Origin of the sequence: Prevotella sp. P4-98 (genome assembly GCF_002251405.1) — a bacterium.
Classification (GTDB): domain Bacteria; phylum Bacteroidota; class Bacteroidia; order Bacteroidales; family Bacteroidaceae; genus Prevotella.
The window spans coordinates 91892-109352 of record NZ_NPJC01000032.1; the positions used below are offsets into that span (position 1 = coordinate 91892).

Consider the following 17461-nt stretch of genomic DNA (forward strand, 5'->3'; position numbering starts at 1 on the left):
ACTTAAGTGCGGTCTTTAGCTATGATTCCCCCACCCCACAGGGGTAAAGGGGAATCGTTCATTCATTTCAATATAATTCTGGTGTTCAAGAAATAATCTCGTTGGCACGAGTAAGTGCCAAGTCGATATGGCTGCAGATATTCTCCTTGCCCAACAATTTCTCAAAATTGTTGCGGCGCAACACGGCTTCAACCTTGGGATTGACGCCCGACAACACGACAGTGATACCTTCCTTCTGGCTCATCAAACACATGTTCTCCAAGTTGTGAAGACCGGTAGAGTCGATAAACGGCACCTTACGCATGCGGATGATGCGCACTTTGGGTCGGTCGTTATAGCTCGACATGATATCCTCGAAGCGGTTACCTGCACCGAAGAAGTAGGGACCGTTAATCTCATACACCTCCACTCCTTCAGGAATAGTCAGGTGGATAAGGTCGCCACGCTCCATGTCTGCATCCTCGTTGAGGTCGATTTCATCGTAGATAGCTGTCACATCGGTAGCTTCTGATACACGTTTCATAAAGAGCAGACATGCACAGATAAGGCCAAATTCAATAGCAACGGTAAGATCGAATATGATGGTAAGGAAGAATGTGAGCAACAATACGGTAACATCGCTCTTCGGATTGCGCAACATAGCAAGGAAGGAACGCCAACCACTCATATTATAGGATACCACCACCAATACTCCTGCCAAACAAGCCATCGGAATGTATTGTGCCAAGGGCATGAGGAAAAGGAAGATGAGCAACAACACTACGGCATGTACAATACCGGCTACGGGGGTACGTCCACCGTTGTTGATGTTGGTCATCGTGCGTGCAATGGCACCAGTAGCGGGAATACCGCCAAAGAGTGGCGATGCAATATTAGCCAATCCCTGACCTATCAATTCGGTATTGGAGTTATGATGATCACCTATCACACCATCTGCCACTGTAGCAGACAGCAACGATTCGATGGCTCCCAACACAGCGATTGTCACTGCCGGACCTACCAATCCCTTAATGGTTTCCCATGAAAGGGCGGGCAACGTGGCTTCGGGCAGTTCGGAATGGATGCTAAAGCGGTCGCCAATAGTTTCTATGGTGGTCACACCGGCATACTGTTTGAGCAACAAGGTTGCCACAGTGATGATAATAATTGCCACCAATGAACCCGGCACCTTCTTGCTCACACGCGGTGTGAGTGCGATGATAATGACACTTGCCACACCCATCACGGTGCTCCAAAGGTCGATATTCGCTATATTATTAATATATGCCACCCATTTTTCCATGAAGTCGGCAGGTACAGTAGTCATCTGCATACCTAACAAATCCTTTACCTGAGTGGTGAAAATGGTAACGGCGATACCACTGGTGAAGCCCACAACAATAGGATAAGGTATATATTTGATGATGGTTCCCAATCGCAATACACCGAGAAGTATCAGAAACACACCTGCCATCAGTGTGGCAATGGTCAGACCCTGCATACCATATTGCTGAATGATGCCATAGACGATGATGATGAAAGCACCTGTAGGACCGCCAATCTGAACCTTGCTACCACCGAAAAGCGAGCAGAACAGTCCGGCAACAATGGCAGTGATGATACCCTTCTCTGGTGAGACACCACTGGCTATACCAAAAGCAATCGCCAATGGCAAAGCTACTATACCAACTATTAGTCCCGCCATAACGTCGGCGACAAACGTCTTTTTGTCGTAATGTGCAATAGCCGAAAAGAACTTCGGCTTAAAATCCAATGTTTTTATCATTATTATACTGAAAACAAAAATAATAAGGTGACGCCGTGACGGGTGTCACCTTATTAATAAATAAGTGATACTTAAAGTTACTTGTTTTTGAGCAAATCACGTATCTCAGCAAGAAGTTCTTCCTGAGTAGGACCAGCAGGAGCTGCAGGCTGTTCGGGCTCTGCCTTTTTGCGGTTGAACTTATTGATACCTTTAAGCATCAGGAAGATACAGAAAGCAATAATCAAGAAGTCAATGACATTCTGTACAAACATGCCATACTTCACCTCAGCATCAACAACCTTAATCGACAGTGCAGAGAAATCAACACCACCAGTGAGCACACCAATGATAGGCATCAACACATTGTCAACCAGACTTGAAACGATCTTTCCGAATGCACCGCCGATGATAACGCCGACAGCCATGTCCAACACGTTCCCCTTCATGGCAAACTCTTTGAATTCACTAATAAAACTCATAACTGTTTCCTTTTTTTAATTATATGTTACACGAGTGATTTAATTATTCATTCTGCAAACTCCAAGTGGCAAACACCACACTTTTGTCACCTGTAATTGTGTTAAAGTCTCATCTTTTAACTTTATTAAAAGAATTAACTTCCATTTCTTCTGCAAAATTAGATATTTTTTTGTAACTTTGTGCCCGAAAACAGGAAAAAGTGACTTTTGTGCCACATTTTTCAATATTAATGGGACAAATTATAACAAACCTTTTAAATATTTTAAGAAAATGACAAAAGTAGCAATTAACGGTTTTGGCCGTATTGGTCGTCTGGCTTTCCGTCAGATGTTTGAAGCAGATGGTTACGAGGTTGTTGCCATCAACGACCTGACAAGTCCTAAAATGTTGGCTCACCTTCTGAAGTATGACACTGCTCAGGGTGGTTTCGCTGGAAAGTACGGCGAAGGCAAACACACCGTAGAGGCTGGTGAAGACTACATCGTTGTTGACGGTAAGAAAATCACCATCTACGCTAAACCAAACGCAGCTGAGCTTCCTTGGGGTGAGCTGGGTGTTGACGTAGTTCTCGAGTGCACAGGTTTCTACACTTCAAAGGAGAAAGCTTCTGCACACATCAAGGCTGGTGCCCGCAAGTGCGTTATCTCTGCTCCTGCAGGTAACGACCTTCCCACTATCGTTTACAATGTAAACCACACCACTCTGACCAAGGACGACAACGTTATCAGCGCTGCTTCTTGCACCACTAACTGCTTGGCTCCTATGGCTGCTGCTCTGAACAAGTACGCTCCTATCGCCAGCGGTATCATGTCAACCATCCACGCTTACACTGGCGACCAGATGATTCTTGACGGTCCTCAGCGCAAGGGCGACCTCCGTCGTTCACGTGCAGGTGCTCAGAACATCGTTCCTAACTCAACTGGTGCTGCTAAGGCTATCGGTCTCGTTATCCCAGAGCTGAACGGCAAACTGATTGGTTCTGCTCAGCGCGTTCCAACTCCTACTGGTTCAACCACTATCTTGGTTGCTGTTGTTAAGGGTAAGGACGTTACCGTTGAGGGCATCAACGCTGCTATGAAGGCTGCTCAGACTGAGAGCTTCGGTTACAACGAGGATCAGATTGTATCAAGCGATATCATCGGTATGAAGTTCGGTTCTCTCTTCGACGCTACCCAGACCATGGTTAGCAAGATCGACGACGACACCTATCAGGTACAGGTTGTTTCTTGGTACGACAACGAGAACAGCTACACCTCTCAGATGGTTCGTACTATCAAGTACTTCTCAGAGAACTGCTAATTAGCATTGTCCCCAAAAAGGCAACATTGATAAAGCCGCCCTTGGCATGTGCCTTGGGCGGCTATTTTTCTAATTTGACAAAATTATAGCTATCCTTCAATACACTTCTAACCGCTTATGCCATTCGATATGATAACCATTCTTGGTCCTACTGCATCGGGAAAGACCGACCTTGCCGCCCATTTGGCAGTAAGCTTGAGAAACTGTGAAATCATCAGTGCAGATAGCCGACAGGTTTATAAACACATGGACATCGGAACCGGAAAAGACTTGAAGGACTATGTGGTTAATGGTACGGCAGTGCCTTATCACTTGATAGACATCTGCGAACCTGGCACGAAATATAACCTTTTCCAATATCAGCAGGATTTCCAACAGGCATACAACGATATCAAGAACAGAGGCAAGATGCCCATCCTATGTGGTGGCACTGGACTTTATATCGAAGCTGTATTGAAAGGATATTCCCTATCACCCGTTCCACAAAACGAGCAACTGCGCAAAGACCTTGAAGGCAAGTCGCTGGAACAACTTACGGCTATGCTTCAAGAATTGAAAGCACAAAACGGCTCTGTCATGCACAACACGACCGATGTTGATTCTGCACAACGTGCCATACGTGCTATAGAAATAGAGACCTACAATCTCCACACACCGACAGAACTGCGACAGGTGCCGCCCGTCCATTCACTTATCATCGGAGTAGATATCGACCGCGAAGCACGACGCAACAAGATCACCGAAAGACTCAAATCGCGTCTTGAAGAAGGCATGACTGATGAGGTGAAAGCCCTACTTGACAGGGGAATCCCTGCAGAAGACCTGATTTATTACGGACTGGAATACAAGTTTGTGACTGAATATCTTATAGGTAAACTCAGTTACGAAGAGATGTTCAAACGGTTGGAGATAGCCATTCACCAGTTTGCCAAGCGACAGATGACATGGTTTCGAGGCATGGAACGTCGCGGATTTACCATACATTGGATTGACGCTCTCCTACCAATGGATAAAAAAGTGGAGGAGATTCTGCGCATTTCCAAATCGGAATAATCACAACCAATTATCAGTATTCAACATTAAAAGAAATATATAAGGTGGCAGTAGATGATAAGAAGTGGGGCATCCTATATTGCCCCAAGCACCGTTCGGGCAAGCAGCGCGAACGTATTCAGCGTGCACTCAATGAGCATGGTGTGGATTACGACTTTGTGCAAAGCGAGACTGCAGGCAGCGTAGAACGCTTGATAAATATGTTGATTCACAACGGCTACAAGACTATTATCATTGCCGGTGGTGACTCGGCACTCAATGATGCGGTAAACTGTCTGATGAAAGTAGAGAAACAAATGCGCGACACCATTGCCTTGGGACTCATTCCCAACGGTTTGATGAACGATTTTGCACGCTATTGGAACTTTCGTGAAGGCAATCTTGACCAGACTATCAGTTGGCTGAAAAAGTATCGTGTACGCCCCATCGACCTTGGTTGCGTGCGCTACACCAATAAGAAAGGCGAACAATGCCATCGCTATTTCCTCAACTGCATCAATATCGGCATGGTGGCAGACGTGATGAACCTGCGTCAGCAAACGCGCGCCATATTGGGTTCTCGCTTTCTTTCTATTATTCTGTCCGCCATATTACTCATCTTCCACCGCATGGATTATAAGATGAGCATCAAAATCAATGCCGAAACCATACAACGCCGAGTGATGACGCTATGTATAGGTAGTGGCCCTGGTTACGGATTGACACCTAACGCTGTGCCTTACAATGGACTTTTGGATGTATCGCTGGTATATCAAGCCAAAATAGTACAGATATTCCACGGACTATGGATGATGCTGACAGGTCGTCTGCTCAACCATCGCATGGTGCACCCCTATCGCACACAAGAAATCGTTATAGAAGATGGTGGTAAAGCCTTGGTATCTGTTGACGGACGTCCGATGGGAACTCCTGTAGGTTCCTATCGCATCAATGTAGAGCAGGAAGTGATACGTTTCCTTATTCCAGATTAAACTTCTATCTATTATAAGTCAAAGGAAAAGACGCATCTTATCCACAAACCGAAATGCTTTTCAGCTTTTCCTCATCATTGATGGCAATACGGCGACCATCAAGAATCACCAATTCCTCCTCAGCAAAAGCAGACAAAGTACGGATGGCATTACATGTTGCCATACTTGACATACTGGCAAGATCTTCTCGACTCACCCGGATATTGAGGGTTTTCCCGTCGCTCTCTGTACCGTATTTTTCCTTTAGGCGCAATAGTGCTTCTGCCAATCTGCCACGTATATGCTTTTGTGTCAAGTTGACAGTCTGTTCATCGGCACGTCCTAAGAGATTGGCCAGATGTTTGATAAAACATATCGCCAACTGATTATTTTCCGTAATAAGAAATTTGACAACGGATATAGGAATAAGACCAAGTTTCGAAGCTTCGATAGCTGATGCCGATGTGGTATAGGCTTCATCCATAAATCCAGCACGATAACCGAAATAACTATGCGGTTTCACCATGCGAACTATCTGATGACGTCCACCAATTCCCTCTTTGAATATCTTCACTTTTCCTTTGATGAGACAAAACAAAGACGTTGGATTCTCACCTTCGGTATAGATCATTTCGTTTCGCTTGTAGTCCTTCAACGTGATATGATCTATGAGATACTGACGTTGTTCATCAGTAAGTGGTGCCCAAAGATCCGTGAGGACTTTGGCTATAACAGGGTCATCTATATTTTTTCCCTCTATAATCATGTTAGTGTTGTTTATCGTGATCGAAACATTGTCCTTTGCATGCAAAGTTAATTGAAATCATGGAAAAAACAAAAAGAATATAAAGAAAAACGAATACTAATAGGTACTTTTACCGATGATATGGGTTAAAATTCTATGAATTTGCAAAAAAAACTATCTTTTATTTTGTAGAGACAACTAAATTCAGTAACTTTGGAGAAATAAAACTCCATCGCATATATGATGGACGCCTATATAACATATAAAACTAACAAAACCTAAATAGGAACTATGAGTTATTTACGATTTGAAAAAGCAGTAATGACAAACCTGCAGGAGTCACTGCACCGTGAATTGCTGCGAACTAACCGTTCGGGTGCCTATAGCAGTTCGACTATTGCCGACTGCAATACGCGCAAATACCACGGTCTGCTCGTTGTTCCCGTACCAGAACTTGACGATGAGAACCATGTGTTGCTCTCTTCATTCGACTGTACGGTAATCCAGCACGGTGCTGAGTTCAATCTCGGACTCCACAAGTATCAGGGAAACAATTACAGCCCCAACGGTCACAAGTACATCCGCGAATTTACTTGTGATGTAGTGCCTACCATGATCTACCGTGTAGGCGGTGTGATTCTGAAGCGCGAAACTATTTTTCAGTGTTACGAAGACCGCATCCTCATCCGCTATACGCTTGTTGATGCCCACAGTGCCACTACTTTGCGTTTCCGCCCATTCCTTGCGTTCCGCTCGGTACGCCAGTTTACTCACGAGAACTCTGTTGCAAGCAGAGCTTATCAAGAGGTGGAGAATGGCATCAGCACCTGTATGTATGCCGGATACCCCGACCTTTACATGCAGTTTGATAAGAAAAACGAGTTTATCTTCAAGCCCGACTGGTATCGCGGTGTAGAATATCCGAAGGAACAGGAGCGCGGTTACGCTTCCAACGAAGACCTCTACGTGCCTGGCTATTTTGAGTTACCCATCAAGAAAGGCGAGAGCATTGTGTTCTCTGCATCTACATCGGCCATTAAGACCAGCAAACTGAAGAGTCTTTTTGAAAAGGAAATAGCTATCCGCCAACCTCGCGACAACTTCTACCATTGCCTCGTGGCATCAGCCCATCAGTTCCGCAATCGCCAGCCCAATGATGACCGTTACCTGCTGGCAGGTTATCCTTGGTTTAAGGCACGTGCACGCGATACATTTATAGCACTGCCGGGACTCACCCTTGCCATAGGCGAACGCGACTACTTTGAGTTGGTGATGAAGACATCAGAAAAAGGACTTCGCGAATATATGGAGGGCAAACCACTGACAGTGAAGCTCTACGAGATAGAACATCCCGATGTCCCCCTATGGTGTGTATGGACCATCCAGCAGTATGCCAAGGATGCCGGCCGCGAACAAGGCTATAAGATGTATGGCAAACTGGTACATGACATTGTAAAATATGTGATGGAAGACGGTCATGAGAATATGCACCTTGATGACAACGGACTGCTGTTCGCCAACGGACGTGACAAGGCTATCACCTGGATGAACTCTACCGCCAACGGTCGCCCAGTAGTGCCACGCTCTGGATATATTGTTGAGTTCAACGCGCTGTGGTACAACGCGCTCCGCTTCTGCGCTTCACTCGAAGCCGAATTTGGCGATGCTAAATTTGCCGAACAGCTCGAAGAATTGGCAGAACGCTGCAAAAAATCATTCGTTGACACATTCCTCAACGAATATGGCTATCTGCTCGACTATGTTGATGGCAATATGATGGACTGGAGCGTACGCCCGAATATGATCTTCCCTGTAGCTTTCGACTACTCTCCGCTTGACCAGAATCAGAAGAAGAATGTGCTCGACATATGCACTCGCGAACTGCTCACTCCAAAGGGACTGCGCTCGCTATCGCCCAAAAGCGGTGGATACAACCCCATGTATGTTGGTCCACAGGCACAACGCGACTATGCTTACCACCAGGGCACAGCATGGCCATGGCTTGAAGGATTCTATATGGAAGCCTGTTTGAAAATCTACAAGCGTAGCCGTCTCAGTTTCATTGAGCGACAGATGGTAAGCTATGAAGACGAAATGAACTATCATGCCGTCGGCACCATCAGCGAACTCTTCGACGGCAACCCACCTTTCAGTGGACGTGGCGCTATGGCTTTTGCCATGAATGTGGCTGAAATTCTGCGCACACTCAAGTTGTTGGAGAAATACACATACCAAAAGTAACTAACAGGAGGACAGAACTATGAAAGTATTAATGTTTGGATGGGAGTATCCTCCTCACGTGTATGGTGGACTCGCCACTGCCAACTATGGCATATCGCAGGGCTTGCATGCTCAGGGCGATATGGACATCACACTATGTTTGCCAAAACCTTTCGGCGATGAAGACCGCTCGGCATGCAACATTGTAGCTATGAATGCTGTGCCTATTGCATGGCGCGACGTCAATCGCGACTATGTAAGCCAGCGTGTAGGCAATATCATGGATCCCGATCTCTACTATCGTTTCCGTGACCATCTGTATGCCGACTTCAACTATATGCACGTCAACGACCTCGGTGCAATGGAGTTTGCAGGAGGCTATCCCGGCAATCTGCACGAGGAAATCAATAACTACTCGATTATTGCCGGTGTAGTGGCACGCACACTCGATTACGATATCATACATGCACACGACTGGCTGACTTATCCTGCCGGCATACATGCCAAGCAAGTGAGCGGTAAACCTTTGTGCATTCACGTACATGCCACTGACTTTGACCGATCACGCGGAAAAGTGAACCCCACCGTCTATTCTATCGAAAAGAACGGTATGGATCAGGCAGACTGCATCATGTGTGTATCAGAACTGACTCGTCAGACTGTCATCAACCAGTATCATCAGGATCCACGCAAGTGCTTCACGGTGCACAATGCCGTATATCCTCTGCCACAAGAATACGATGCCATCCCACGTCCCGACCATACTGGTCGCGACAAGGTGGTAACCTTCTTGGGACGTATCACCATGCAAAAGGGTCCGGAATACTTCGTTGAAGCTGCCAACATGGTCATTCAACGCACCCGCAACGTGCGCTTCTGTATGGCAGGATCTGGCGACATGATGGATGCCATGATTCAATTGGCTGCCGAACGCGGCATCGCCGACCGTTTCCACTTCCCTGGTTTCATGCGCGGTAAACAGGTTTATGAGTGTCTGAAAGACTCCGACGTATATGTCATGCCTTCTGTTTCCGAGCCGTTTGGCATATCGCCACTCGAAGCCATGCAGTGTGGCACTCCGACTATCATCAGTAAGCAGTCGGGCTGTGCAGAGATTCTCGACAACTGTATCAAAGTTGATTACTGGGACATCCACGCTCTGGCAGATGCCATCTATAGCATCTGTGCCAACGATTCACTCTTCAACTACCTCAAAGAGGAAGGCAAGAAGGAAGTTGACCAAATCACTTGGGAGAAGGTTGGCGCATGGATCCGCACCCTCTACCTCCGCACTTTAGGCTGGGAATAGTTACTTATCAATAACACAACAACAAACAATGAATAGATTATGAAAACCATTTGTTTATATTTTGAAATACATCAGATCACACATCTGAAACGTTACCGTTTCTTTGATATCGGTACCGACCACTATTATTATGATGACTACGAGAACGAGCGTACCATCTGCGACATTGCAGAGCGCAGTTACATGCCCGCCCTCAATGCCATTGGCGAGATGATTCGCGACAACGGACAGATGTTTAAAGTGGCATTCTCCCTCTCTGGAGTCGGCATGGAGCAATTGGAAATGCACGCCCCACAGGTATTGGAGAAACTACAGGAACTGAACAACACAGGATGTGTAGAGTTTCTCGCTGAGCCTTATTCACACGGATTGTCATCACTTGCCAACGAAGAGACATTTGCCCTCGACGTCAAGAAGCAGTGCCAGAAAATTGAAGAATACTTCGGCAAACGCCCAACCGTATTGCGCAATTCATCACTCATCTACAGCGACGATATCGGCGCACAGGCTGCTGCTATGGGATTCAAAGGTATGCTCACCGAAGGTGCTAAGCACGTGCTCGGATGGAAATCGCCACACTACGTATATCATTGCGCCATGGCCCCCAACCTCAAATTGCTGCTGCGCGACGTGGAACTCTCTGACGATATTTCACTGCGTTTCAACAATTCTGACTGGGAAGGATATCCGCTCTTTGCCGATTCATATATAGACCGCATTGCTCGTTTCCCAGAAGAGGAACAAATCATCAATATCTTCATGGAACTCTCGGCACTTGGCATCGCACAACCACTGTCAAGCAACATTCTGGAGTTCATCAAGGCATTGCCCGCCTGTGCGAAAGACAAAGGCATCACCTTCTCTACACCTACAGAAATCTGCATGAAGGTGAAGAGTGTTGGTGCACTCGATGTACCCGATACGCTCTCATGGGTAGATGAAGAGCGCGATGTAAGCTCATGGCTTGGCAACGCTTTGCAGCGCGAAGCCTTCAATAAGCTCTATAGCGTGGCAGACCGTCTGCGCATTGCCGACGATCCAGGCATCAATCAGGACTGGGACTACCTCCAGGCAAGCAACAACTTCCGTTTCATGACCACCAAACCATCCAACGTTGGACTGGACCGTGGTTTCTATAGCGGACCATTTGATGCTTTCACCAACTACATGAATATACTTGGCGACTTCATCAACCGCGTCAATGCACTCTATCCTGCCGAAATCGACAATGAGGAATTGAATGCTTTGTTGACCACCATTCGCAATCAGGGTGATGAAATCGTATATAAAGACAAGGAGATTGCACGCTTGCACACACTGCTTGCAAAGTATGAAGATGGTAGCGAAAAGCCTGCTGCTAAGCCTGCAGCCAAAAAGGCACCAGCTAAAAAGCCGGCTGCTAAGACTACTGCAAAGAAGACTTCCGCAGCAAAAACCGCTACCGCTAAAAAGGCAGCCACAAAGACTACATCAAAGAAGTAATAGCGTGAGGAATTATATTTCCCACATAATTGGTGTATTCTAACTCATAAAAAGTCAAACTCGTTGTACATCCATATCGTGATGTGCAACGAGTTTGGCTTGTTGCATAACTAAAAAATGGGACTCATACTTCCAGGGGGTTAGAGAGATAGTCAATTTAGTAGTTGTCTTTTATTTCATCAAGAAATACCACCTTTGTTAAAAGTTCGTACCTTTGGTCTTTTTTTATTTTATTGCCACCAAAAGTTTTCATATTAAGAATCTTGTCAATAATAACACAGCTACTTATACTCTTGTCAACCAATATAAATCGAACTTCTTCTGGCGTAAATTTGAATATCGGCAGATGGGTAGCCATTGGATATTTATGTGTTTCCTTGAATTTTTGATATTCTTCTTCAGTCCAAAACCAGTTTATAGGCTTAAAATCTTTTATATGACATCAATCTGGGACTATTAATCGCCATTCACATTCATTATATAAAACTTGCTTATTATTCTGGTCTGCATATGGTTTCATGAAAGCCAACTGATTTATTGCCAATTCATATAACTTCTTTGACTTTTCATCTTCTTCGTTGAATCTCTTTTTCGCAATTTCCAAGAAAGACTCTGCCCCATCTAAAAGATTTTTGGAGAATATGTAATTCACAGGATTTAGAAGTTTCCAATAATTGTTTATCATCTTATTTTTATTAAATCCTATTCCAAAAGATCCGTATTTTATAGTGTGTTCGTCAATCATTGTGAGAGGCATATCACAGAAGCAGATCATAGGAAGTGCATAATGAAAAACATCATTATATCGTTCCTCGTTATATGTGAATTTTAATCCATTTTCAAGTATAGAGTAGAATGCATCTTCACTCTTTGTAAAATGAAATAGTGTTTTTGATTTGGGGTTGTCCATATGTTATATGTTATTTTTAATTCAATTTATTTCACTTTTTCCCTCTTGTAATATTTTATGCAAAAATGAATTCTCGCTCTTTGCCATTTGCTTTACAAAATCCGCGTATGTATTACAATCTTTCGGAATAGCCAATGCATAAATAGCCATTACTCCCTTGTAACTATCTTTGTGCATTCTTTCAGAAATGATTTTATTTTCATTTCCCGTCAAAGGACAGATAACACCACCTCTTTGTGCTTTTAATCTGTACATATATGCCATAATCTGATGGACATCATCGCGTTCAATATCAAGACGAGTGCCATTTATGGCAAGTTTTTTGTATTTTGCATCCAGGACAATATCTTGTTTCCAAAAATCTGGGAATCTTTGTCCTCCATGTTCAAAGAGATAGATAGCTCCTGTTCCTAACTTATTTTCGGGATGTATAAATCCTTTTTCACACAAGAGAGTGTTTAGATATTCTTCCCACAACCATGCCCCATCAAATAAGATTCCGTAAATCCTGTCATCGTCAATTCCATACTTTATTTCTTCATGGCGAAGAATCTGAACACATAGTTTTTGTAAAACTGTGTATTCCTTATAAAAAGGATGAATGCGAGGACGTAGGTTGTCCTGTATAATCTTTATTCTTTCTGTATGATTGTAAGAATGAGTATATGAAACTATCTTCTTAATGCAGTCTTCAACAGTCTTGTCAGACGATAAGATTATATCACCAGAAGGTATTGTCTTTATGTATTCTATTGTATGACGAATAAGTTCTGTTACCGAATTGTCAAAACTGAATTCTCTTGTGTTGTATGCAACAGTTCCTCGAAAAGGAATATTCTCCCTAATATGACGACTTATGTCTATCGTGCCACGGACGTTTGCGTCGTTTTGTCTGAATCTTCTGTATTCTTTGTATATACCTTGACGCATAGTTTTTTTCAACATAGCTGGGAACATGTACACAAGGAATTCGAAAACATTATCTTCTGATGATGTAAAATCCAAATTAAAGATGTTGTATGAAAAGACTTTCTGCAGCATATAGTGAAGAAAGTAATCGTGTTCCTGATTGTCGAAACGTGAATATATCTTCATTTGCTGGTTCTTGCGTCCTACAAACCCCATTATATTTCCTGACTTGATTCTGACAAAGTTTTCATCTTCTGTATAGATGTCAACAATCGTGCTATCGCCAATTCTGTCATCAGTATCATCTATGCTTAATGGAAAAACAAGCAGATGCTCATTATCATAACATAGTTTTCTGATGGGCTTGTTGCCAATAGAAAGTAGGTCTGTTGTATCATGAAGAGAGCAGACCTTTCCTTGATAGTTATTGTCTTGAATTGTTATCATTAGCCAGCAACATCTACAGTTTTTCCGTTCAGCGAATTAAAATAAACGTTTTTAAATCCTTCTACCTTTGCATCTGCATTGCTATAACCACGAAGATATTCTTTGAGAAGAATTTCAATATGCATATCCCATAATGCGGTAAAATCGCCATTATAGTGTTCTTTATCCAATTTCAAGAAATAAGCAGGTCCTATTTGGTAAGCGGAGCCAAGACCACGAGTTTTGGAAATCTCTTCATTCAACGCATTCATAACTCTGATAGCCTTATCATAAGTATCATGGTCGAGCTTTTCTGAAAGCATTTCCAGACGGTCTTCTGGCTTTATCTCCTTCCATGCGAAACGTCTGCGTAAGGCAAAGTCCATACTTTCCACACTTCGGTCAATGTCGTTCATTGTTGCAAGAATATATACATTCTCTGGTACATAAAAACCATCAGCAAATTCATCGTCTTCGTCAACGAGATTTTGATATTGTGTCTTCACCTTACCTTTCATTCCCCTGTAACCTGGGTCGATAGCATAAAAAAGTTCGCCAAATATTTTTGAGAGTTCGCCACGGTTTATTTCATCAATGATGAAAACAAAAGGATTTCCTACAACATTGTTTAATGGAAGATTATAATATTTCGCTAAGATTTCTAATACGACATTTTTACAACCTATATTATCTGAATCCGAATATTCAAATGGGTTATCGCTTACCTTGCCACATTCCAACCAACAATAGTACGAATTTAAAACTTCTTCATATCCGATATTTCCCATAGGCAGAATTTGTAAAACTCCACTAACTGTCATTACTTCTCCTATAAGAATGCGGTTATTTTCGCCTTCAATCAGACTTAATTTATAAGTTAACAGATTAGATGGTAACTTATATTCACATGAATTATTTGCTTGAGCCAGATGTTTTATCAACTTATTCCAACTTTTAAGTGTAAGATCTGATATAGAGGATGTTGCCTTTTTACAGAACTTTTTCAATATTCCATCTTTGCGTTCAAAATTAATCTGTCCTTTTCCGTCATCAATAGGTCTTAATCCTTCCACAAAATCGGTATAGTCATAAGAAGGATGGAACTGAACAAACTCTACTTCAGCATTCATAGCCTTAGCTATTTCTTTTGCAAGGAATGTCTTACCAGTACCTGGGGCACCGGTAAGAACAAGGTTTTTATTCGCCTTAAGAAGATTTATGTATGATTGGATATTTTCCATACAATGTATTTGTTTTTTTGATAAGTTTATAAGATATTCACGTACTTGCCATGGGTAAGTACAAATGTCATAGGCGGAATAGCTTTTTAATTTGTCTTTGAAGTAAGCCAAAAGAAGATAACTGCTTTTGAACCAACTATAAGATTCAAATTCTGGAACATCTTTTAACCCTGCATCTCGCATGCGATTAAAGGTTTCCTTTAAACAACTCTCTTGTACTATTGTACATAGCAAGTTTGGCTGTAATGAAGCTATCAGACGGTTGGTCGCAGCTCTTCTATCCTGACTGGTTCGTTCTCTAAGAAACGATTTTATCTTATTGTAGATATCCCATAATGGTTCATCTTGACTTTCGGCTATACTTTTCAACATCGGAGCCAATTCTTTCCAATCTTCCTTTATTCTAACCTGTTCTTCTTTTGTAAAATAACCTTGTTTTAAGGAAGATACACATTGGTCACCTCCTCGTTCAAAAAACTCATGAAACAAATCCTTGTCCCAATCTTGCCAACTTTCACAAGTCTTTGCACTCTCAATGAATTTTGGAACATAGTAGCAATAATTATCATGCCACTCTTGCCAAATATCAATCTTGTTGATAATATTTTGTAATTCCATATTTTATTTGATTGTTATACAACCATTTTACTCAGTCATGAGTACAACTCCTACTCTCACCTTTGCTCCACAATGAGGACAGAAAGCAGTAGTATTTACAGGTTGCGATCCTTGCATAGCATTTTCTACTTGCTCATCATCTGAAGAATTCAAACTATATGAATTGTTCTCATTCTCATTTGTTGGAAAGAACATGTCACGCGGGTCTATATCGAGAGCATTTGCTATTCGATAAATTGTTGCCGTGGTAATTGACTTTCCAGGACGTAAATATTGTGCCATTGCCTGCGGTGATACTCCACAAGCTGTTGCGAAGGCATTTGTGCCCATCCCCATCTTCTGCATCAATTTGCGAAGATTTATTTCAGATTTTGCTTTTATTTCATCGTTCTGTTCCATCTGCTTATACAAATATTTGTATTATTGTTATTTTGAATACAAAGGTAATAAGTTTGTTTGTTATTCGCAAATATAATCATCATAAATTAAATAGTCTTTATTTTTCGGTTACGGAAGGCGGTATGGATATAGGCACGGAAAGTTACCTTTCGGTTTCCTCCTTCGCACCCCGGCAATTCAAACAAGTTTGATTGCGCTCGGTTTGTCGTCGGTTGAGCAGTAGTTGGCTGCCGGATTGATATGCAGTTTTCTGTTCTTGTGCAGTCCTTGCGGTGCAGTCGGCAGGCCTCTAACGAAATCTGATGCACAAGTCCACATTTATCTCCCCGAAGGTACATTTACATTGTATGAAGGAGCAGAACTGCAACATGTTGCCCCTGGTGAGAATTATAGTTTTCAATAAATTTTCGAACACCGAACACCATATCTCTGCAACTCACAGTATAACTGCATGTTGCAACGGTGTTAGAAGCTCAAATACTGGGGTATTCGAACACCCATCGAACACCCAGTAGCCATCAGCTATCATGTTATAAAGTCATGGATAGATGGCAAACTCTACTTTCGCGTACAGTTATTTTAGTTTTCAAGAAAATTTCGACCACACGACCACACACCTTTGCAACATGCTATCTATTAACGTCTTACGATGTGGTCGAATGTCCAAATCATAGGGACTTCGACCACACTTCGACCACAGAATTGCGAAAGCATATCCGCGATGCTCATATCATATTATCAAAATAATAATTACCACTCAGAAATAAAGCGGATCGACATTCGTTTGATAATGTTTTGCCAAGGTATTCTCAACGCTTGGCAAAGGTATTGCCTAATGTTTGGCAAGGGTATTGTCTAACGTTTGGCAAGGGTTTTGTCTAATGCTTGGCAAGGATATTGCCTAACGTTTGACAAAGGTCTTTTCAACGTTTGACAAGGGTATTATCCAACATTTGATAAGGGTATTATCCAACATTTGATAAAGGTATTATCCGACGTTTGATAAAAGTATTATCCGACGTTTGATAAAACGTATTATCCGACGTTTCATAAAAGTATTATCCAACGTTTTCGTTAAGCCAAATGAGCAGAATAAAGCTCGCTTTAATTCTGCCATGGCGAGAAAAGGTGCCATGAAATGGAACGTTTGATAAAAATATTATCAAGGTTTGAAAAAGCGTTGATAAACAATATCCCCAACCTTCGACATGAGAAGCATGATTTGCATAGTGTCTTTTGTTTATCATAGACGACAATCTGCGTGGTCGAAGTGTGGTCGATAATCCCTGTATTTTGAAGATCGACCACACACCTAAAGTTCTTAATTTCTGCACGTTATGTAGCAGGTGTGGTCGTGTGGTCGAAATTTTATTAAAACTGATTTTTTTTGTTTCACATGTGCGCATGCGCGTACATCACAATACGATTCGGCGATGACTTTGTGTTTGCCGGTATGCACACAACTTACTCGCTATGCCACTGGCAAGGCTAAACAGAAACATAGAGGCATAGCGCTGTCATACACACTTTACAAGCATCACCGCTGACAGTTCGTGTTTCGTTAGCTCCATTACATGGCAACTTTTCTCGCCATGGGATAAATCAACCGAAGTCTGCCATTCTCATCAAGTTTGGCAGTTTCTCGTCGTGTATTTAGATACCTCTAAACAACT

At 42.7% G+C, this 17461-nt stretch carries 13 protein-coding genes; 6 read left to right on the plus strand and 7 right to left on the minus strand.

The genetic code is table 11. From position 1 onward, the window contains the following. Positions 1-85: 85 nt before the first annotated feature. Entirely contained in the window at positions 86-1762 is a 1677-nt protein-coding gene (locus CIK96_RS05230) for a SulP family inorganic anion transporter (RefSeq protein ID WP_094440012.1), read from the minus strand. A gap of 80 nt (positions 1763-1842) precedes the next feature. Continuing rightward, positions 1843-2226, minus strand: coding sequence for a large-conductance mechanosensitive channel protein MscL (mscL, locus tag CIK96_RS05235; RefSeq protein WP_094390130.1), 384 nt, complete (start codon positions 2224-2226; stop codon positions 1843-1845). A gap of 271 nt (positions 2227-2497) precedes the next feature. Here mscL and gap point away from each other — a divergent pair, with 271 nt between their 5' ends. From gap to CIK96_RS05250, 3 genes are all read left to right on the plus strand, one after another. After that, complete coding sequence (gap, locus tag CIK96_RS05240) at positions 2498-3526, plus strand: type I glyceraldehyde-3-phosphate dehydrogenase (RefSeq protein ID WP_094390131.1); 1029 nt, start codon at positions 2498-2500, stop codon at positions 3524-3526. 129 nt (positions 3527-3655) lie between these two features. Further along, positions 3656-4579, plus strand: coding sequence for a tRNA (adenosine(37)-N6)-dimethylallyltransferase MiaA (miaA, locus tag CIK96_RS05245; protein ID WP_094440013.1), 924 nt, complete (start codon positions 3656-3658; stop codon positions 4577-4579). A 44-nt stretch (positions 4580-4623) separates the two neighbouring features. Next, entirely contained in the window at positions 4624-5550 is a 927-nt protein-coding gene (locus CIK96_RS05250) for a diacylglycerol kinase family protein (protein ID WP_094390132.1), read from the plus strand. 37 nt (positions 5551-5587) lie between these two features. Here CIK96_RS05250 and CIK96_RS05255 read toward each other — a convergent pair whose 3' ends face one another. Next, entirely contained in the window at positions 5588-6295 is a 708-nt protein-coding gene (locus tag CIK96_RS05255) for a Crp/Fnr family transcriptional regulator (RefSeq protein WP_371592443.1), read from the minus strand. A gap of 270 nt (positions 6296-6565) precedes the next feature. Between CIK96_RS05255 and CIK96_RS05260 the strand changes: the two genes are divergently transcribed. Genes CIK96_RS05260 through CIK96_RS05270 form a run of 3 tightly spaced genes read left to right on the plus strand, consistent with a single transcriptional unit; the run spans position 6566 to position 11285 of the window. Further along, the gene (locus CIK96_RS05260; RefSeq protein ID WP_094390133.1) at positions 6566-8515 is read left to right on the plus strand and encodes a glycogen debranching enzyme N-terminal domain-containing protein; all 1950 of its coding nucleotides are present in this window, start codon (positions 6566-6568) and stop codon (positions 8513-8515) included. Between the two features lie 19 nt (positions 8516-8534). Beyond that, positions 8535-9803 (plus strand): glycosyltransferase family 4 protein, encoded by a 1269-nt coding sequence (locus CIK96_RS05265; protein WP_094390134.1) that lies wholly within the window; start codon positions 8535-8537, stop codon positions 9801-9803. Between the two features lie 39 nt (positions 9804-9842). Continuing rightward, positions 9843-11285: a glycoside hydrolase family 57 protein gene (locus tag CIK96_RS05270; protein WP_094439990.1), complete on the plus strand. Its 1443-nt coding sequence runs from the start codon at positions 9843-9845 to the stop codon at positions 11283-11285. Between the two features lie 442 nt (positions 11286-11727). On the opposite strand, the gene CIK96_RS05280 is transcribed toward CIK96_RS05270, so the two are convergent. From CIK96_RS05280 to CIK96_RS05295, 4 genes are read right to left on the minus strand one after another with little or no spacing between them, the layout of a single operon-like run. Continuing rightward, positions 11728-12195, minus strand: coding sequence for an abortive infection system antitoxin AbiGi family protein (locus tag CIK96_RS05280; RefSeq protein ID WP_094439992.1), 468 nt, complete (start codon positions 12193-12195; stop codon positions 11728-11730). Between the two features lie 21 nt (positions 12196-12216). Next, positions 12217-13551, minus strand: coding sequence for a hypothetical protein (locus tag CIK96_RS05285; RefSeq protein WP_094439993.1), 1335 nt, complete (start codon positions 13549-13551; stop codon positions 12217-12219). Further along, positions 13551-15389 carry an McrB family protein gene (locus CIK96_RS05290; RefSeq protein WP_254047081.1) on the minus strand — a complete coding sequence of 613 codons (1839 nt, stop codon included), beginning with the start codon at positions 15387-15389 and terminating at the stop codon, positions 13551-13553. Before CIK96_RS05290 ends, CIK96_RS05285 begins: the two co-directional genes overlap by 1 nt. A 27-nt stretch (positions 15390-15416) precedes the next feature. Continuing rightward, on the minus strand, positions 15417-15788 hold the full coding sequence (locus CIK96_RS05295; protein WP_094439994.1) for a helix-turn-helix transcriptional regulator: 372 nt from the start codon (positions 15786-15788) through the stop codon (positions 15417-15419). Between the last annotated feature and the right edge of the window lie 1673 nt (positions 15789-17461).